20 protein-coding genes are annotated in these 18874 nt (G+C 57.1%); 10 read left to right on the plus strand and 10 right to left on the minus strand.

Features of this window, described 5'->3' with window-relative positions; all coding sequences use genetic code 11:
- The first annotated feature begins 1 nt into the window (after window position 1).
- Together ACR0M3_RS18040 and ACR0M3_RS18045 are read left to right on the plus strand one after the other, a co-directional pair.
- A complete protein-coding gene (locus ACR0M3_RS18040) occupies window positions 2-979 on the plus strand; it encodes an ABC transporter ATP-binding protein (protein ID WP_480911967.1) in 978 nt (325 codons plus the stop codon).
- Entirely contained in the window at window positions 976-1932 is a 957-nt protein-coding gene (locus tag ACR0M3_RS18045) for a dipeptide ABC transporter ATP-binding protein (protein WP_480911970.1), read from the plus strand. Before ACR0M3_RS18040 ends, ACR0M3_RS18045 begins: the two co-directional genes overlap by 4 nt.
- A gap of 73 nt (window positions 1933-2005) precedes the next feature.
- Here the strand turns inward: ACR0M3_RS18045 and ACR0M3_RS18050 are convergent, their stop codons facing one another.
- Window positions 2006-2776, minus strand: coding sequence for a transporter substrate-binding domain-containing protein (locus tag ACR0M3_RS18050; RefSeq protein ID WP_480488837.1), 771 nt, complete (start codon window positions 2774-2776; stop codon window positions 2006-2008).
- 121 nt (window positions 2777-2897) lie between these two features.
- Here ACR0M3_RS18050 and ACR0M3_RS18055 point away from each other — a divergent pair, with 121 nt between their 5' ends.
- The 3 genes from ACR0M3_RS18055 to ACR0M3_RS18065 are packed head-to-tail and all read left to right on the plus strand — an operon-like array spanning window position 2898 to window position 4750.
- On the plus strand, window positions 2898-3638 hold the full coding sequence (locus tag ACR0M3_RS18055; protein ID WP_480911972.1) for an amino acid ABC transporter ATP-binding protein: 741 nt from the start codon (window positions 2898-2900) through the stop codon (window positions 3636-3638).
- Window positions 3639-3647: 9 nt separating this feature from the next.
- Window positions 3648-4403 carry an amino acid ABC transporter permease gene (locus ACR0M3_RS18060; protein WP_480560420.1) on the plus strand — a complete coding sequence of 252 codons (756 nt, stop codon included), beginning with the start codon at window positions 3648-3650 and terminating at the stop codon, window positions 4401-4403.
- A gap of 11 nt (window positions 4404-4414) precedes the next feature.
- The gene (locus ACR0M3_RS18065; RefSeq protein ID WP_480911975.1) at window positions 4415-4750 is read left to right on the plus strand and encodes a carboxymuconolactone decarboxylase family protein; all 336 of its coding nucleotides are present in this window, start codon (window positions 4415-4417) and stop codon (window positions 4748-4750) included.
- Window positions 4751-4781: 31 nt separating this feature from the next.
- On the opposite strand, the gene ACR0M3_RS18070 is transcribed toward ACR0M3_RS18065, so the two are convergent.
- Window positions 4782-5714: a hydrogen peroxide-inducible genes activator gene (locus ACR0M3_RS18070; RefSeq protein WP_480625407.1), complete on the minus strand. Its 933-nt coding sequence runs from the start codon at window positions 5712-5714 to the stop codon at window positions 4782-4784.
- Window positions 5715-5821: 107 nt separating this feature from the next.
- On the opposite strand from ACR0M3_RS18070, the gene katG reads away from it, so the two are divergent.
- Window positions 5822-8002 carry a catalase/peroxidase HPI gene (katG, locus tag ACR0M3_RS18075; protein ID WP_480911977.1) on the plus strand — a complete coding sequence of 727 codons (2181 nt, stop codon included), beginning with the start codon at window positions 5822-5824 and terminating at the stop codon, window positions 8000-8002.
- 69 nt (window positions 8003-8071) lie between these two features.
- Here katG and ACR0M3_RS18080 read toward each other — a convergent pair whose 3' ends face one another.
- The 6 genes from ACR0M3_RS18080 to ACR0M3_RS18105 form a co-directional block, all read right to left on the minus strand.
- Window positions 8072-8914, minus strand: coding sequence for a fumarylacetoacetate hydrolase family protein (locus tag ACR0M3_RS18080; protein ID WP_480488846.1), 843 nt, complete (start codon window positions 8912-8914; stop codon window positions 8072-8074).
- A gap of 18 nt (window positions 8915-8932) precedes the next feature.
- Entirely contained in the window at window positions 8933-9688 is a 756-nt protein-coding gene (locus ACR0M3_RS18085) for an SDR family oxidoreductase (protein WP_480484656.1), read from the minus strand.
- Between the two features lie 134 nt (window positions 9689-9822).
- Window positions 9823-10653 carry an amidohydrolase family protein gene (locus ACR0M3_RS18090; protein WP_480560416.1) on the minus strand — a complete coding sequence of 277 codons (831 nt, stop codon included), beginning with the start codon at window positions 10651-10653 and terminating at the stop codon, window positions 9823-9825.
- On the minus strand, window positions 10650-11078 hold the full coding sequence (locus ACR0M3_RS18095; RefSeq protein ID WP_480484658.1) for an RbsD/FucU family protein: 429 nt from the start codon (window positions 11076-11078) through the stop codon (window positions 10650-10652). The genes ACR0M3_RS18090 and ACR0M3_RS18095 overlap by 4 nt, the downstream gene beginning before the upstream one ends.
- Complete coding sequence (locus ACR0M3_RS18100) at window positions 11068-12120, minus strand: aldo/keto reductase (protein ID WP_480911980.1); 1053 nt, start codon at window positions 12118-12120, stop codon at window positions 11068-11070. Before ACR0M3_RS18100 ends, ACR0M3_RS18095 begins: the two co-directional genes overlap by 11 nt.
- Window positions 12117-12854: a GntR family transcriptional regulator gene (locus tag ACR0M3_RS18105; protein ID WP_480911982.1), complete on the minus strand. Its 738-nt coding sequence runs from the start codon at window positions 12852-12854 to the stop codon at window positions 12117-12119. The genes ACR0M3_RS18100 and ACR0M3_RS18105 overlap by 4 nt, the downstream gene beginning before the upstream one ends.
- An 81-nt stretch (window positions 12855-12935) precedes the next feature.
- On the opposite strand from ACR0M3_RS18105, the gene ACR0M3_RS18110 reads away from it, so the two are divergent.
- The 4 genes from ACR0M3_RS18110 to ACR0M3_RS18125 are packed head-to-tail and all read left to right on the plus strand — an operon-like array spanning window position 12936 to window position 18050.
- Window positions 12936-14489: a UxaA family hydrolase gene (locus ACR0M3_RS18110; protein ID WP_480911985.1), complete on the plus strand. Its 1554-nt coding sequence runs from the start codon at window positions 12936-12938 to the stop codon at window positions 14487-14489.
- 41 nt (window positions 14490-14530) lie between these two features.
- On the plus strand, window positions 14531-16054 hold the full coding sequence (locus ACR0M3_RS18115; RefSeq protein ID WP_480484662.1) for a sugar ABC transporter ATP-binding protein: 1524 nt from the start codon (window positions 14531-14533) through the stop codon (window positions 16052-16054).
- The gene (locus ACR0M3_RS18120) at window positions 16054-17061 is read left to right on the plus strand and encodes an ABC transporter permease (protein ID WP_480588693.1); all 1008 of its coding nucleotides are present in this window, start codon (window positions 16054-16056) and stop codon (window positions 17059-17061) included. The genes ACR0M3_RS18115 and ACR0M3_RS18120 overlap by 1 nt, the downstream gene beginning before the upstream one ends.
- Before the next feature lie 44 nt (window positions 17062-17105).
- The gene (locus ACR0M3_RS18125) at window positions 17106-18050 is read left to right on the plus strand and encodes a substrate-binding domain-containing protein (RefSeq protein WP_480484664.1); all 945 of its coding nucleotides are present in this window, start codon (window positions 17106-17108) and stop codon (window positions 18048-18050) included.
- 54 nt (window positions 18051-18104) lie between these two features.
- Here the strand turns inward: ACR0M3_RS18125 and ACR0M3_RS18130 are convergent, their stop codons facing one another.
- Complete coding sequence (locus ACR0M3_RS18130) at window positions 18105-18404, minus strand: CcdB family protein (protein WP_480484665.1); 300 nt, start codon at window positions 18402-18404, stop codon at window positions 18105-18107.
- Window positions 18404-18634, minus strand: coding sequence for a type II toxin-antitoxin system CcdA family antitoxin (locus tag ACR0M3_RS18135; RefSeq protein WP_480484666.1), 231 nt, complete (start codon window positions 18632-18634; stop codon window positions 18404-18406). The genes ACR0M3_RS18130 and ACR0M3_RS18135 overlap by 1 nt, the downstream gene beginning before the upstream one ends.
- Window positions 18635-18874: the final 240 nt, after the last annotated feature.

An 18874-nucleotide genomic window follows, 5' to 3' on the forward strand; every position in this document is an offset into this window, starting at 1 on the left:
CATGAGCCTTTTGCAGATCCGTAATCTGACTGTCGAGTTCGCCACATCTTCGGGCAGTTTCCGCGCCGTGGACGGTGTCGATCTGTCGGTCGACAAAGGCGAATTGCTGGCCATCGTTGGCGAAAGCGGTTCAGGCAAGTCCGTGTCGATGCTGGCACTGATGGGCTTGCTGCCCTGGACCGCCACGATCACCGCCGATGAGATGAGCTTTGAGGGCCGTGACCTGTCCGGTATCTCGGCCCGCGAACGGCGCAAGATCATTGGCAAGGACATGGCGATGATCTTTCAGGAACCGATGTCCTCGCTGAACCCCTGTTTTACTGTCGGGTTCCAGATCAAAGAGGCGTTGCGCATCCACCTTGGCCTGAACCGAAAGGAGCGTCACGAGCGTGCGGTCGAATTGTTCGATCAGGTTGGCATTCCTGCGCCTGAAAGCCGCCTGAATACCTTTCCGCATCAGATGTCAGGGGGCATGAACCAACGGGTTGTGATCGCGATGGCCATTGCCTGCAATCCCAAACTGCTGATCGCGGATGAACCGACCACCGCGCTGGACGTGACCATTCAGGCGCAGATTCTGGATCTGTTGATCCGGTTGCGTGATGAGCATGACATGGGCCTTGTTCTGATCACCCATGACATGGGTGTCGTTGCGGAAACCGCCGAGCGGGTTCAGGTGCAATATGCCGGGCAAAAGGTTGAAGAACAGCCTGTCAGGGATTTGTTCCGAACCCCCCGCCATCCCTATACCACGGCCCTGCTAAGTGCTTTGCCGGAGCGGGCGACGTCCAAGATTCTGCCGACGATTCCAGGTGTTGTTCCGGGGCAATTCGACCGTCCAAAAGGATGCCTTTTCAGCCCACGGTGCCGCTTTGCCGATGCGACCTGCGCCCAAACCCCGCCGACCCCTCATGCCGAGGCATTTGGCAAGGCGCGCTGTCACCATGTTGAAAAGATTGCCGCCGGAGAGCTGGTATGACCACACCTATCATTCAGGCCAAAGACCTGGCCCGGTTTTATTCGGTCAAAGGTGGGTTGCTGTCCAAACCCGCAACCGTAAAGGCACTGTCGGGGGTGGATTTCGACCTGCTGCCGGGAAAAACACTGGCCATTGTCGGAGAGTCAGGCTGTGGCAAGTCTACGCTGGCCAGACTGATTACAATGATCGAAGAACCAACCTCGGGCAGCCTGACGATCAACGGGGTCGACATTACCCCTTCGCAATGGAGCAAGATGCGAGAGACGGTACAGATCGTCTTTCAAGACCCCTATAGCTCGTTGAATCCGCGTCAGCGCATCGGGCAGATCCTGCAGGAACCGCTGATTATCAACCGGCCACAGATGACAGCCGCCGATCGCGAAAAGCACGCTCGCAAGATGATCGAGATGGTGGGCCTGCGCCCGGAACATTATGACCGCTATCCGCATATGTTCTCGGGTGGGCAGCGCCAGCGGATCGCCATTGCGCGGGCGCTTATGCTGGATCCCAAGGTGCTGGTTCTGGATGAACCTGTCTCGGCGCTGGATGTTTCGATTCAATCGCAGATCCTGAACCTGCTGGTCGATCTTCAGGAACGGCTGAACCTGGCCTACCTGTTCATTTCACATGACTTGTCGGTTGTCCGGCATTTCGCCGATGACGTGATTGTCATGTATTTGGGGCGCGCGGTTGAAAAAGGCCCGAAAGAGCAGCTGTTCGCGGCACCCCGACATCCGTACTCCAAGGCGTTGCTGTCCACGACGCCCCGCGCCGACCCGGATGCCCGCAAAGAACGGATCAAGCTGGAAGGCGAGTTGCCGTCACCGATGAATATCCCGAAAGGGTGCGCTTTTGCGCAACGATGCTGGCTTGCGACGGACCAGTGCAGGCAAACATTGCCTGAACTGGATGACGAAACCCATCAGGTCGCGTGTCTGCATCCTCTTTTCTGAAGAACCAGATGGCAGACGAAAACGCCCGGGCCATAGGACCGGGCGTCAGGAAGTCCGCACGTCCTTGAAGGCGTCAGAGCCCCCATTTCTCGCGGTTTGCTTCAAAAAAACCTTCCGCTTTTTTCACTTCGATCCAGTTGTTCACATAGTTGATCCAGATCTGATCGCCTTGTGGCAGGATCATCGCAATCGGCGAAGGTGATCGGGGGCCGGCGTTTTTCACGCGGATAACAGGAAACTTCTCTTCAAGGGTCGAGCCCTCGATGTTCGACGTTATGAATACATCAGCACGACCGGCGATTACTTCCTGATACCCGCGGGCCGGGGCCTCGACCACCTTGATCTCGGCGTTTGGAAACCATTCACGGACCCGTTTTTCGAATGTGGTGCCCAAAGTCGTCGCGACCTTCACACCGGCCTGATTGATCGAGTCATACCCGTCGAACTTGTCGGCCTTGTCCTTGGTTGTGTAGGGGAAGAGCTCCACCGAGATATAGCTGTCGGAAAAACCGGCAACTTTCATGCGCGGTGGTGAAATCGATGCAGACCCGGTCAAGTGGTACTTGCCTGCCACCACACCGTTGACCAGTGTTTTCCAGTCCGTGGGGACAAATTCGACCTCAACCCCAAGATCGGCGGCCAATGCATTCATAATGTCGATGTCGTACCCTTTGTAACTGTTGGTTGCCGGGTCGCGCAGTGTCATCGGGTTCCAGTCACCTGTGGTACCAACCTTGAGAACGCCGGAATCCAGCACCTCGTTCAGCGCAGATTGCGCCTGTGCGGAACCGGACAATACAAGCCCCAACACGGCAACCGCCGCGGCTTTCCAAAAAACGCTCATAGGTATCTCCCGTTGGTGGCGTTACGACCTTGTGATTGCAATCCTCATTGATTTCAGTCCAAAGGGAAAGATAACCTCAAGAAAATATTACTATGGGGCAAAAACGGGGGCAGTTCAGCTTATGGCAGGCGCCGCAATCGAGCTTGTGGGCGTGAATAAGTGGTATGACACGTTTCACGTTCTCAAGGACATTAACCTGACGGTCAGCAGCGGCGAAAAGGTGGTGATTTGCGGGCCTTCGGGGTCAGGCAAATCCACGGTCGTTCGGTGTATCAACCGGTTGGAAAAACACCAGAAAGGTATCATTCGGGTAGATGGGGTTGAGCTGTCGGATGACGTCAAGTCTACGGCAACCATACGGTCCGATGTCGGAATGGTGTTCCAGCAATTCAATCTGTTTCCGCATTTGACCGTTTTGGAAAACCTGACTTTGGGTCCGATCAAAGCGCGCGGCCTGAGCCGGAAGGACGCAGAGGAAAAAGCGCGCCATTATCTGGATCGTGTACATATCCCCGATCAGGCGGACAAAAAGCCAATGCAGTTGTCTGGTGGCCAGCAACAACGCGTAGCGATTGCACGATCCTTGTGCATGGAACCGCGCGCGCTGTTGTTCGATGAACCCACGTCGGCTCTGGACCCCGAGATGATCTCAGAAGTGTTGGAAGTTATGGTTGAACTGGCAAATGAGGGCATGACCATGGTGGTTGTGACCCACGAGATGGGATTTGCCCGCAAAGTTGCCGACAAGATGATCTTCATGGATGCCGGTGAGATTGTCGAAGAAGGCAAGCCGGAGCATTTCTTTACCAACCCTCAGTCTGACCGCTGTCGCAAATTCCTGTCTCAGATACTGCAGCACTGAGAGGGGCAGATGAAAAAACTTCTACTAATCGTACCTTTGCTGCTGGCAGGCTGTTCTTCATCCCAGACCTGGGGCTGGTATGTGATCGACCCGACTACAGCATCGGGGTGGATCAATGTGAAATTCCTGATCTCGGGGATGGGTGCAACGATTCAGATTTCACTGATCGCCGCCGTGCTGTCGATCATCATCGGATTGCTGGTGGCCCTGCCGGGATTGTCCGAAAAACGTGGCTGGCGGCTGGTCAACCGTGTTTACGTTGAATTTATTCGCGCAATTCCCCTGCTGCCGATGCTGTTCTGGGTCTTTTATGGCTTGCCCATCGTGTTCAAGTCGATGGGCATGAATGTCCCGATCGATCCCTTTTGGGGTGCAATCATCACCCTGGCGATTTCCGACAGCGCCTTCACTGCGGAAATTTACCGTGCAGGCATTCAATCCATTGCGCGCGGTCAAAGCGAAGCGGCGCAGACCATCGGGCTGAACTATGTGCAGACCATGCGCTACGTGATCTTGCCGCAGGCAATCCGGCGCATTCTGCCGCCCTTGGCAAACCAGTTCATCTACATCGTAAAGATGAGTGCATTCGCCAGCGTCATCGGGATGCAGGAACTGACCCGCCGCGCGAATGAGCTGGTGGTTACGGAATACCGCCCGTTGGAAATCTATACCCTGTTGATCTTTGAATACCTGATCCTGGTTCTGATCATCAGTGCGGGTGTGCGCTGGCTGGAGCGTCGCATGGGCGCGGACGAGCGCGGATAAGGAGAATTGATATGGACTGGAAAGCTTTCATGGCCGAGACCGAGGCCAATATCGGAACTTTTTCGCAGGAAGTGCCCGAAACCGTGCGCGGCTTTGGCATCATGAGCAAGGCCGCCAAGACCAATGGCGCACTAAGTGAGAAAACCAAGGAATTCATGGCCCTTGGCATCGCCATTGCGACCCGCTGCGACAGCTGCATAGGGTTTCACGTGCGTTCCCTTGTCCGGCTGGGTGCAACCCGAGACGAGATGTGCGAGGCATTGGCGATGGCGACCTATATGGGCGGCGGGCCGTCTTATGCTTACAGCGCCAAAGCGTTGAAGGCTTATGATGTGTTTTCCGGGTAATTGCCGCGCAAATCACCAAAGCGGATTGTGATCAGCCGTTTGGTTCCGGGTCAGCGTGCCCTAGACCTCCCGCGTTTTCCTCGGCAGTTTTGCGAATAATTGCACCGATTTTCAGCAGGTTTTCACCCAGCGGGTTGGTCTTTCGCCAGATCAGGCCGATGGTCCGGGTTGGTGGAGTATCCTGAAAGCGGGCGATGGACACGTCGGCAGACCGTGTTTCCAGCCCCACCGCCATTTCCGGTATCAGTGTCACACCGATGCCGGCCCCGACCATCTGCACCAGTGTGGACAGAGAACTGCCCTCCATAATGTGCTGCGGTTCGATGTTGCGGATCGAACAGAACGAAAGCGCCTGATCCCTGAAACAATGCCCTTCTTCCAGCAACAGCAGCCGCATCGTTCTGAGCTGTGACGAACTTGGCATTGGCAACCCGGCGTCCCGCGCCGGGCGAACCAGCAGAAAGTCTTCGTTGAACAACGAAAATTCCCGAAGGCTGGGTTCCGAGACAGGCAAAGCGACAACAGCAAAATCCAGCCTGGAGTCCAATATTTCGCCGATCAGGGTTTGGGTGATGGTCTCTTTGGGCTCGATCGTCAGCTGTGGGAATCGTTGGGACAGTGCCTTGATGATTGATGGCAGCAAGTAAGGCGCGACCGTGGGGATGACCCCGATTCTGATGCGACCCGACAAGGGACCGGCGGAAGATTGCACAAGGTTCCCCAAATCCTCGACCCGCGTCAGGATTTCGCGGCCATGTTTTAGGACATCTTCGCCAAGCGCGGTCAGGCGCGTCTCGCGCGCTGCGCGTTCGACCAAGGGGCCACCCATGATGGCCTCCAGCTCTTTGATTTGTATGGAAAGCGCGGGCTGCGATATCGCGCTGGCCGCCGCCGCCTTTCCAAAGTGGCCGTGGGTGGCAAGCGCTTCGAAGTAGCGCAGGTGTTTAAGCGTGAGTGACTTCATAGGAAAAACTAATCGCAACGATAGTAATTACAAATTTCCAATTATCGAAACTGTGGGGTACGAGTCAAGACATCTGAACCCCTCGGTAAATACTCAGGAGATTTACAATGGACGGTAATCCCCACAATCACCAATCCGGCGGCTGCCCAGTCTTGCATGGCGGCAACACGGGTACGGGCAACTCTGTCACCAAATGGTGGCCGGATGCGCTGAACCTGGACATTCTGAGCCAGCATGACACGCGCACCAACCCGATGGACGCGGATTACAACCACCGCGAAGCAGTCAAAGGGCTGGATTTCAACGCTGTCCGCGCAGATGTCGAGGCGTTGCTGACCGACAGTCAGGACTGGTGGCCAGCCGATTGGGGCCACTATGGCGGCCTGATGATCCGTCTGGCGTGGCACTCTGCCGGGTCGTACCGCCTGGGGGATGGTCGCGGCGGCGCAGGTTCGGGCAACATCCGTTTTGCACCGCTGAACTCGTGGCCGGACAATGCCAGCCTTGATAAAGCGCGCCGTCTGCTCTGGCCGGTGAAAAAGAAATACGGCAACGCGCTGTCTTGGGCAGACCTGATTGTTTTGTCGGGAACGGTTGCCTACGAATCCATGGGTCTGAAGACCTTTGGCTTTGGCTTTGGCCGCGAAGATATCTGGGGCCCGGAAAAAGACGTCTATTGGGGTTCGGAAAACCAGTGGCTGGCCCCGTCCGAGAACCGCTATGGCGATCTGGAAACCCCCGGAACGCTGGAAAACCCGCTGGGTGCGGTGCATATGGGCCTGATCTATGTGAACCCAGAAGGTGTGAACGGTAACCCGGATCCAGCAAGAACTGCGCTGCACATCCGCGAAACCTTTGCCCGCATGGCGATGAATGACGAAGAGACCGCCGCTCTGACCTGTGGTGGTCACACGGTCGGCAAAGCGCATGGCGCGATGGCGGGCGATCATATCGGCGCCGAACCCGAAGCCTGCCCGGTCTCCGCTCAGGGTCTGGGATGGGACAACCCCGATCAAAACGGCAAGGCAACCAACGCGTTCACTTCTGGTATCGAGGGTGCGTGGACGAAAAACCCGACCAAATTCGACATGGGCTTTTTCGATTACCTGTTCGGCTATGAGTGGGAATTGGGTAAATCGCCCGCGGGTGCACAACAGTGGCAGCCTATCGACATGCCGGAAGATGAAAAGCCGGTCGACCCGACCGACCCTTCGGTTCGGCGTATGCCGGTCATGACCGATGCGGACATGGCAATGAAGATCGATCCGATTTACAATGCGATCTGTCAGAAGTTCATGGCTGACCCGGATTACTTTGCTGACACTTTTGCCCGCGCGTGGTTCAAGCTGACCCACCGCGATATGGGGCCACGTGTCAACTACTATGGCCCTGACGTCCCGTCAGAAGAGCTGATCTGGCAGGACCCGATTCCTGCCGGTTCGACCGGGTATGATGTCGATGCCGTCAAAGCAAAGATCGCCGACAGTGGTCTAACCGCGGTCGAGATGATCACCACCGCGTGGGACAGTGCCCGTACCTTCCGTGGCTCGGACAAACGCGGCGGAGCAAATGGTGCGCGTATCCGTCTGGCACCGCAGAAAGACTGGGCAGGGAACGAGCCCGAGCGTCTGGCAAAAGTGCTGGGCGTGCTGGAGCCGATTGCAGCGGAAACCGGTGCCTCGATCGCCGACGTGATCGTTCTGGCGGGTAACGTCGGTCTGGAACAGTCGATCAAAGCCGCAGGCTTTGACGTGACGGTTCCGTTCTCGGCCGGTCGCGGCGACGCAACGGACGAGCAAACCGATGCCGATAGCTTCTCGGTGCTGGAGCCGTTGGCGGACGGGTTCAGAAACTGGCAGCTGAAGGAATACGCGGTATCACCCGAGGCGATGATGCTGGACCGCGCGCAACTGCTGGGTCTGACCGCTGCGGAAATGACGGTTCTGGTGGGTGGCCTGCGTGTGCTGGGTGCCAATCATGGCGGCTCGGCGCATGGAGTCTTCACGGATCGCGTGGGTCAGTTGACCACCGACTTCTTCGTCAACCTGACGGATATGTCGCTCAGCTGGCACCCGGTTGACGGCGGCACATATGAGCTGCGTGAACGTGCCTCGGGTGAGGTCAGGTTCACCGCAACCAGCGCGGATCTGGTCTTCGGCTCGAACTCGATCCTGCGTGGCTACGCCGAGGTCTATGCCCAGGACGATAATGCCCAGAAGTTCGTGCGCGACTTCGTGGCGGCCTGGACCAAGATTATGAACAACGACCGGTTCGATCTGGTAGCCTAAGTCAAAAATCGTCAGGCGAGGGAAACCTCGCCTGATACTGTGTCCGGGCAGACATCTGATAGTGCCCGATTATCCCGCGATCACATTCTGTTTTTGAACACCCAGGCCTTCGATGCCCAATTCCATCGTGTCGCCGGGTTTCAGATAGACTTGCGGGTTTTGCCCCATGCCCACACCTGGCGGAGTTCCGGTCGAGATCACATCACCCGGTTGCAGGGACATGAATTGTGACAGGTGTGAGATCACAGTTGCCACCCCGAAATGCATCGTCCGGGTCGAGCCATCCTGATAACGGTGGCCGTTGACCTCAAGATACATCGGCAGGTTCTGAGGGTCTGCAACCTCGTCCCGCGTTACCAGCCATGGACCGATGGGGCCGAATGTGTCTGCCGATTTGCCCTTGACCCACTGCCCCGAGCGGTGAAGCTGAAAATCACGTTCCGACAGGTCATTGACCACACAATAGCCCGCGACGTGATCCATCGCTTCGGCCTCGGAGATGTATTTCGCTTCCTTGCCGATCACCACGCCCAATTCGACCTCCCAGTCGGTCTTGACGGACCCGCGCGGGATTTCCACCGTATCGTTTGGCCCGATAATGGCCGATGTCGCCTTGAAAAAGATCACAGGTTCCTGCGGCAACTCCATACCGCTTTCTGCCGCGTGGTCGGCATAGTTCAGGCCGATGCAAATGAACTTGCCCACTTGGCCGACACACGCCCCTAAACGGGTGTTGCCTTCAACCATCGGCAAATCCTGTGGATCCAGCGCGCGCAGCCGCGCCAAACCTTCGTCGCTGAGTACATCGCCCGAAATATCGTCGATGACGCCTGACAGGTCGCGAATTGTGCCATCGTCGTGCAGCAACCCGGGCTTTTCTGCACCCAAGGCGCCAAACCGCAGTAGTTTCATATTGTGATCCCTTTCAGATTAAATCGCCCATCCGCCATCAATGGCAAAGGGCTGACCTGTGGTAAATGCGCTGCTGTCACTCGCAAGGTAGAGCGCCAGTTCGGCAATCTCGTCGGCAGTCCCAATGCGCCCCATCGGCTGGCGGGCGATGAAATCCGTCATCGCCTTTTCGTAGTCGCCCGTCGCCCGCAAACGCTCGTGCAGGCTGGGGCTGTCAACGGTGCCGGGGCAGATAGCATTGCACCGGATGCCCTGCGTGACGAAATCGGCGGCGATCGACTTGGTCAGGCCAATTACGGCAGCCTTTGATGCGCAATATACAAACCGGTTTGGAACGCCCTTCATCGACGATGCGACCGAGGACATATTGATGATCGACCCCCCGCCGTTTTTCAACATCGCGGGCAGGGTCAGACGGATCAGGCGATACATAGCCTTCACATTAAGATCGAAACTGAAATCCCAGTCGTCCTCTTCGCACTCAAGAATGGTGCCGTTTGCCACGTAACCCGCGCAATTGAACAGGATATCCAACGGTGGCAATTCAGCCACGGCACGTTTTACGGCATGCGCGTCTGTCACGTCGAGATGGATTGGAGAGATCCTGTCGATCTCCGAAAGCCCGGCCAAAGTGGTTTCGTTGATGTCGCTTGCAAAGACATGCGCGCCTTCGGCTGCGAACAGTTCGGCCGTGGCACGTCCGATGCCCTGCCCAGCGGCGCTGATGAATGCGGTTTTGCCTTTTAGTCGGTCAGAAGGCTGATGCGATGTCATTCTGGTCCTCATGATTTTCCCGAAGCCGGGTGGTGTGTTGGGGATAACTGCCTTGTTGTTCGCGCCTCAGGGAAAAGATTGGGCAGGTTCAGCGGGCGCAAAGCAGTGCGTGTTTGGGGTTCGGTGCGGCACCGTCAAATCCTGATGTGATAAGCCTTTGCCGCATTCCCTCCGAGGATGGCCGCACGGTCATTGGAGGAAAGTGCGCTTAGCAGTTCGTCGGTTGCATCTATCCATCGTTCATAGCTGCTGGCCAATGTGCAGACCGGCCAGTCGCTGCCCCAGATCAACCGCGATGGTCCGAACGTGTTCAGTAGGTGATCCACATAGGGGTACAGGTCCCGAACCGTCCAGTCAGGTGCAGCTTCGGTGACAAGACCGGACAGTTTGCAGAACGCGTTGGTGTCCCGCGCGATGGCGGCCATGTCTTCGGCCCACCCGTCAAATGCACCGTCCCGGATCAGAGGTTTCGAGCCATGGTCAATCACAACCCGCATGTCCGGGTGCTGTGTCAGAAGGCGACGCAACGGCCCCAGGTGCCGGGGCAGGGTGAGGGCATCGAAAGTCAGATCTTTAGATTGGATGGCCTCAAAGGCAGGTCTCAGGGCTGCGCCGAGCATCCAGTTCGGATCAGCGATATCCTGAATCATTGGCCGCAGACCAACCAAAGCGGGATGAGTGGCTAGTCTGATGATTTGTGCACGCGCATCAGGGGCGTCGAAACCGACCCAGCCAACCACACCTTTGATAAAAGGTGTCTTGTCCGCCAGTGACAACAGGTACTTCGTTTCGGCGACGGTCGACGCTGCCTGAACCAGAATTGTCCCGTCGATGCCCTGTGCTTGCAACAATGGCGCAAGATCACCTGGCCCGAAGTCCCGGTAAATCTGGCCCAAATCCGGTGTCAGCCACCCATAGTCACCACGTGCCAGCGCCCAAAAATGCTGATGGGCGTCGATCTTCATGCAATCACGCCTTTCTTCAGGATGATGTTGCCGTACAGCCTGCGCTCGCCGGTCTGAATGATGGCAAATGCGGATGCCGCGCGTTGGTAGAAGTCGAACCGGTCCAGACCCTGAATTTGCGCGGGGTTGTCAGCCTGCGCGTCGATGATCTTTTGGAAATCTGCGACGGCCTCGGGCACGGCTTCGGGATCACCTACAACCTGCATGGTCAGCGCGGGGTCGGGCACGAATGTATCCAGCGGCATGACAGACAACACCGCGCCAAGCAGGTCGCTTGCTGTTGAACCATCCGCACGGATGCAGTCGGGCCCAAGGCTTGAGCCCGGGAAATTGGCGTCCGCAATAACGATGTCATCGCCATGGCCCATGGCACGCAGGGCGTACAGCAACTCAGGAGACAACAGCGGGTCGAGGTTACGCAGCATTGACAGGTTCCTTGGGCAAAGGGGCATCTGACCGGATCAGGCCTTCGGTACGCAGGTCTGACCAAAGCTGGGCGGGGATAGTCCGCTCCAGCAGGGCGACATTGGCTTGAACCTCGGCCGCATTGACGGCGCCCGGAACAACCGTTTTCACGGCGGGGTGTCCCAGAACAAATTGCAGCGCGGCTGCGATCAGCGGTGTGTCATGGGCCGCACAGACAGTTTCGATCCTGCGCACCCGTTCAAGAATATCCTCAGGCGCATCGGAATAGTTATACTTGGCCCCAGGCACCGGTCCGGTGGCGAGGATACCTGAGTTATACGGCCCGCCCAGAATGATGCCCACATCGCGTTTCTCGCAAAGTGGCAGAAAACTGTCCAAAGCTTCCTGCTCCAAAAGCGTATACCGACCTGCCAGCAGGAACCCGTCGAAATCGCCAAGACCCAGCAGTTTTTCGCAAACCTGGCATTCATTCACGCCGGCGCCAATCGCAGCGATCTCACCTGCATCGCGCAGTTCAACCAGCGCCTTGTACCCGCCGCCATCGAACAACTCGCGTACTTTGGCGTCTGACATTTCCTGACTGCCCTGACTGAAAGCGCAGACGTCATGCACCAGAAGAATGTCCGCATTGGCAACACCTGTCCGGTCCCGGCTTGCCTCATATGACCGCATGACGCCGTCATAGGTATAGTCGAACACAATGCGTTTCTGCGGAACGTCCACAAACGCTTCGGGTGTCACCTCATGTGGTTCGCAATCCAACAGCAGACGACCGATTTTGGTTGATAGCTGAATGTTCTCACGCCCAAACCGCCTGATCGCTTCGCCAAAGCGATACTCGGACCGCCCCAACCCGTATTGCGGCGCGGTGTCGAAGAACCGGATGCCTGCGTCAAAAGCGGATTGCAACGCAGCCTGCGCATCAGCATCCGAGACCTTGCGATAAAGATTGCCCAATGGCGCGCCGCCAAACCCCATGCGGGTCAGCGGTACAGGCCGGGACGTCCTGTTGTTCAGAAGGGCGGTTTGCGAAACGGTCATCCTGCCTCTCGGGTGTTTTGGGGGGGTAAATTGAACAGCTGCGGTCTTTCCTGTTGCAGCTGTTCTATCCGAGGCATCAGTTGCCCAAGGTGATGGCGCATGGCGTCTTGTGCCGCACGTTCGTCATGGGCACTGATGGCATCGAATATCGCCCGGTGTTCGGACAGTGTTTCCGCAATGCGGCCGGGTGTCGGCAACAGCAACATCCGTGCGCGGCTGACCTGTAGCGACACGGTCTGTGCCACATCCGGCAGGCGAAGCATCCCGGTGAACGCCATCAACAGGGCGTGGAATTCCTCATCTGCGTGGTAAAACCCGGCAATGTCTTCATCTTCGATCAACAGCTCTTGCAGGCGCACATTGCGGCTCAGCTTTTTGCGCTGATCTTCGGTCAGGTCACGCGCAACCTTGGCCACTGTTGCCAGCTCCAGGGCCTCTCGCAGAAAGGCGCCTTCGCGAATTTCCTCCATCGAGAAATAGGACACACGTGTACCCGATTGCGGCACCACATCCACCAGCCCTTCGGCGGAAAGCCTGGTGATGGCGTCCGCGACAGGTGCGCGGGACACACCCAATTGCGCGCAGATCGGCGCCTTCCGAAGGTTAGCGCCGGGGGGGAAATCCAATGCCAGGATCGCCTGTTTGATGGATTGGTAAACGCGCTGCGCGAGCGACCCCTCAAATGTTGAAATGTCGGGCAGGCGGGTGGCGTCAATGTCGTATGGGTGGTTCATAAATCTGAACTATCATACTAACATGTTAGTTGACAAGAGAGGATTATCCCCGTAGCTCTGTGGCGAACAAGCGGGGAATCCATGCGCCCAGTTTCAGAGATCAAAGCCCAGGGCGGCCCCGCCCGTGACACAATCCGGCTGAACCCGGATGACAACGTGATCATCGCGTTGCGCGACCTGAAAGCCGGCGCGCAACCGGATGGGTTATCGGTGCAGCTTCCCACGGAAATCGCACGCGGGCACAAGATCGCCACCGCCCCGATTGCGGCAGGTGAGAATGTGATCCGCTACGGACAGATCATAGGTCAGGCCAAAGCGGATATCGCCGCGGGCGAGCATGTTCATGTCCATAATCTGGGTATGGGGGCGCATCAGCAGGACTACGCATATGCAAGCGCGAACACGCCACTGCCCGTGATTTCAGGCGACCGTATCTTCCAGGGCTTCCATCGTGCCGATGGCAAGGTCGGCACGCGCAACTACATCGGCATTTTGACAACGGTGAATTGCTCTGGCTCCGTGGCGCGGTTCATCGCCGAAGCCGCCGAGAAACGGGGCTTATTGGACGCGTACCCGAATGTGGACGGTATCGTCCCGATCGTTCATGGCACTGGATGCGGCATGTCGGGCAAAGATGAAGGCTACGCCACGTTGTTTCGAACGCTGGCGGGATATGCCCAGCACCCGAATTTCGCCGGTATCCTGTTGATCGGTTTGGGCTGCGAGGTGATGCAGGTGGCCGATCTGGTTGGCGGTCGTCCGATCCGTCCTGATGGCGTGCTGCGTTACATGACCATTCAGAGTGAGGGCGGCACACGCCGTACCATTGAACGTGGATTGAACGAGCTGCGCGGGATTGCCGACCTCGCGAACAAGGCCGAACGCAAACCTGCGCCGATCAGTGCGATAACGGTCGGAATGCAATGCGGCGGGTCGGATGGGTATTCCGGGATCACCGCCAATCCTGCTTTGGGTTATGCGTCGGATCTGTTGGTGCGGCATGGCGGTACGACGATCCTGTCCGAAACCTCGGAAATCTATGGCGCGGAACACCTTTTGACCCGGCGGGCCGAGACCGTTGAGGTCGGGGAAAAGCTGATCGAACGCATTCGCTGGTGGGAGGGGTATACACAGCGCAACGGCGGCGAGATGAACAACAACCCAAGCCCGGGCAACAAGCGCGGCGGGTTGACGACCATTCTTGAGAAATCGCTTGGCGCCGTCGCCAAGGGCGGCACCGCGCCCTTGCGCGGTGTTTACAAGTTCGGCGAGAAAATCGACAAGGCCGGCTTTGTTTTCATGGACAGCCCCGGTTTTGATCCATGCTCGGTCACGGGGCAGGTAGCGTCAGGCGCGAACCTGATCGTGTTCACCACCGGGCGGGGCTCGGTTTCGGGATATCAACCAACACCCTGCATCAAGCTGGCTACCAATTCCGAAATGTATGCCCGGATGTCGGAAGACATGGATCTGAACTGTGGGGATATCGTCACAGACGGTGTGAGCATTGAGGCAAAAGGCGAAGAGCTGTTCGAAATGCTGATCCGCGTCGCATCGGGTGAACAAACAAAAAGCGAAGAACTTGGCTTTGGTGGGGTCGAATTTGTGCCCTGGCAAATCGGCGCGGTGATGTAGGCGGCACCACCCCTTGGGGAGAGGGGTGTTTGGGAGGATAAATGAAAAAACTGGTCGACATGTCGGGGATCGAGAAACACTTTCCCGGAGTCCATGCGCTGAAATCAGTGCAGTTCGATCTGGTGCCCGGTGAAGTCCATGCGCTGATGGGCGAGAACGGCGCGGGAAAAAGCACGCTGATGAAAATCCTCTCGGGGATTTATCAGCGCGACGGTGGCACATTGCAAATCGAAGGACGTGATGCAAACCCAACCACGCCACGCGAGGCGCAGGCTTTGGGTATCGGCATCATCCATCAGGAACTGAGCCTGATGAATGATCTGACAGTGGCACAGAATATTTTTATCGGCCGCGAACCTCGTAAACGGTTTGGCCGACTGAACGATGCTGCGTTGAATGCACATACGGCCGAGATCTTTGCGTCCATGAACCTAAACCTCGACCCCAAGGCGCAGGTCGGCAGTCTGACCATTGCGAAACAACAGATGGTCGAGATCGCCAAGGCTCTTTCTTACCGGTCCAGGGTTCTGATCATGGATGAACCGACCGCGGCCCTGAACGATGCTGAAATTGCCGAGCTGTTCGTGATCATCCGCCGTCTGAAGGCTGAAGGCGTGGGCATTGTCTATATCAGCCACAAAATGGATGAGCTGAAGCAGATTGCTGACCGGGTTACGGTGATGCGCGACGGAGAATACGTTGGCACCGTTGACGCGGCAGCAACGCCGATCAGCCAGATTATCGCGATGATGGTAGGTCGCGAAGTCAAGGAAGAGCCGCTGGTCCCCCCCGATCTGAGCGATGCCGAGGTTTCGCTGGAAGTGACCGGGCTGTGTCGGGGTCACGAAATCCGCGATGTCAGCTTTTCGGTCCTGAAGGGTGAGATCCTGGGCTTTGCCGGGCTGATGGGGGCCGGACGTACCGAAGTTGCGCGGGCAATCTTCGGGGCTGATCCCAAAGATAGCGGAGAAATCCGGGTGCATGGGCAGGTGGTCTCGATCAGGACACCATCCGATGCCGTCAAGGCGGGCATCGGCTATCTTTCCGAGGATCGCAAGCATTTCGGCCTCGCCACAGGGATGAGCGTTCGTGACAATGTTGCCTTGGCTTCGATGGATATGTTCACCGGACGTGTCGGTGTTCTGAACGATGGTGAAATCAGCACGACGGCCAAGGGTTACATCACGCAGCTGGGCATTCGCACGCCTTCGGACACGCAGGAGGTACGCCTGCTGTCCGGCGGCAATCAGCAGAAAGTTGTCATTGCCAAATGGCTGCTGCGGGATTGCGATATCCTGATTTTCGATGAGCCCACGCGCGGTATCGACGTGGGCGCAAAATCTGAAATCTACAAGCTGCTGGAAGAACTGGCCGGGCAGGGCAAGACGATCATCGTGATTTCGTCGGAACTGCCCGAGATCATGCGCCTAAGCCATCGCATTGCCGTGATGTGCGAAGGCCGACTGACCGGCATTTTGCCGGGCGGCAAAGCCACCACTCAGGAAGACATCATGCATCTGGCGACGCAGCGGGCGGCGGCGATGCAGATAACAGGAACAGCGTAATGACCTCAGCAACGGAAATCGAAAAGAAAAGCCCACTGGCGGGGCTCTCGGAAAGCGGCGCCTACCAAAAGCTGCTGGCCTTCGCCAGCTTGATTGCCTTGCTGATCGGGTTTTCAATCGCGTCGCCGAACTTCATGCAAACTTCAAACATGATCGCCATCTTGCAGGCGACATCGGTCAATGGGGTGCTGGCGGTTGCTGCAACATTGGTCATCATAACTGGCGGGATCGACCTGTCCGTGGGAACTCTGATGACATTCTGTGCCGTTATCGCCGGTGTCGTGCTGACCTATCTCGGAATGCCACTGTTGTTGGGGGTTACGGCAGCGATTGCGGCGGGTGCGTTCTGCGGGCTGTGCTCGGGCACCTTTGTCGCCAAGATGAAAATCCCGCCCTTCATTGCCACGCTGGGTATGATGCTGATCCTAAAAGGGTTGTCGCTGGTGATTTCCGGCACGCGGCCCATCTACTTCAACGACACGCCGGGCTTTGACCAGATTTCGCGCGGGTCGCTGATCGGAGAGGTTTTTCCCGCATTGCCGATCCCCAATGGCGTGCTGATCCTTTTCCTTGTTGCCATTGCAGCTTCGTACATTCTGGGGCGCACGGTTCTGGGCAGATACACCTTTGCGCTGGGATCAAACGAAGAGGCGGTGCGCCTATCGGGGGTGAATACCGATCTTTGGAAGATGCGTATTTACGCTCTGGCAGGTGGGATTTGTGGCATTGGCGGAATCCTGATCGCGTCGCGACTGAATTCGGCACAGCCCGCGCTGGGGCTTGGCTACGAGCTGGAAGCCATCGCTGCCGTCGTGATCGGGGGCACGTCCCTGTCCGGTGGGCGTGGTACGATCCTTGGAACCCTGATCGGTGCCCTGATCATGGCAGTTCTGACCAATGGTTTGCGGGTGCTGTCCGTCGCGCAGGAATGGCAGACCGTTGTCACCGGCGCGATCATCATTCTGGCCGTTTATGCCGATATGGCGCGGCGCAGGAAGACAGGTTGAACAGTCACAAAAATCAGAAACGAAGACCAACTGGAGGAGAAGACATGCTAACACGTCGTTTCATTTTGGGGGCCCTGAGTGCGGCCAGCCTTTCGATACCTGCAACTATGTCATCAGCGGAAGACATATATATTCCGCTGGTGTCCAAAGGTTTTCAGCACCAGTTCTGGCAGGCGGTAAAGTCCGGTGCGGAACAGGCCGCCGAGGAATACGGTGTCACGATCACCTTTGAAGGCCCGGACAACGAAACCATGGTGGATCGTCAGATCGACATGCTGGCGGCGGCCTTGGCCAATAACCCCAAGGCCATCGGTTTTGCCGCTCTGGACAGCCAGGCCGCCATTCCACTGCTGAAGCAAGCTGATGAAAAAGGCATTCCGATCATCGCTTTTGACAGTGGCGTTGACAGCGACATCCCAGTTTCTACAGCAACAACAGACAATCAGGCCGCGGCTGCGCTGGCTGCGGACAAGATGGCCGAGATGATTGGCGGCAAAGGCAAAGTCGCCGTTGTTGCGCATGACCAGACCAGCCGCACAGGCATCGACCGGCGCGACGGCTTCGTCAATCGCATTGCTGAAAAATACCCGGACATCGAAGTTGTCACGGTTCAATACGGTCAGGGTGACCACCTGAAATCGACCGAGGTGACCAAAGCGATCCTGACGGCGAACCCCGATCTGAATGGCATCTTCGGCACCAACGAAGGCTCGGCCATCGGTGTGGTGAATGGTGTGCAGGAACTGGGGACCGAGGGGCTGACCATCATCGGATATGACAGTGGCAAGGCCCAGAAAGATGCGATCAAAAGCGGGCTGATGGCGGGTGCAATCACTCAGAATCCCGTGGGCATCGGGTATGAAACCGTCAAGGCTGCTGTGGCCGCGATGAAGGGCGAAGAAGTTCCTGCCCTGATTGATACCGGGTTCTACTATTACGACGCATCCAACATCGACGATCCAAAGATCGCGGCAGTGCTGTACGACTGATCTTCATTATCATACTTGTTCCTGGCTCTTGGTTCTCCAAGGGCCAGAAGCTTGTCAGAATCCCTGCATTAGCATGTCGACGCCGGCGGTGATCTGCGCAAAGTGATCATCAAGGTTGTCGACCGGCGATTTTAGAATGCCCACCGGAACGGCAGCCATGAATTGGGTTGCCATTACAAACGGTTTGCCCTGGATATCAAAGACGGGATTGAGCCGGGTGGCTGGGATCGGCGCGGTCGCTTCGGGAAGCAGGGGCACGACGACGCGTGTGTTCAACCCGCTCAGCAGATCGCTCTGGATGTCCAGAAGATACCCGTCACCTGACGGGTTGGGGAACACGTCGTATTTTGGCATCAGAACTGTCGGTAGGTGTCCAGCGGTAAGCCATTACGCTCGACATACGCGTTGGAACTCTCAAGTGCGGCCTTGTTTTCGGCATTCCAGCGTTCCGCTTTTGCGCTGGCGACTGCGGCCCTAATGCCGTCTTCGGCTGCGCGGGAAAGATTGATCTTCAGATCCCGCGCCTCGGACAGCATATCGCCATCCAGTGATAGATTTGTCGGTCTACGAGATGGAGCATTCATTTGATTACCCTCTGAACTGCGCCATTTTACCATCACACGATATGCGCGTCAAACATGCGCATATTACGTGAATGGCGGAAGCCCTCTGTTCAGCGGTACGTGGCAATCAGGAGATTTTTGGCCTGAAAAGAGCTTTGCGCTCAGTTCTTCCCCCTCTCATTACTGAGCGACTTTTTGTTTTTGTTTGTGTTTATTGAACTGTTGGTCGAAGAGGTTTTTGAAGGGTCCGTTTTTCTGCAT

The sequence above is a fragment of the Ruegeria sp. O5 genome (assembly GCF_056535105.1).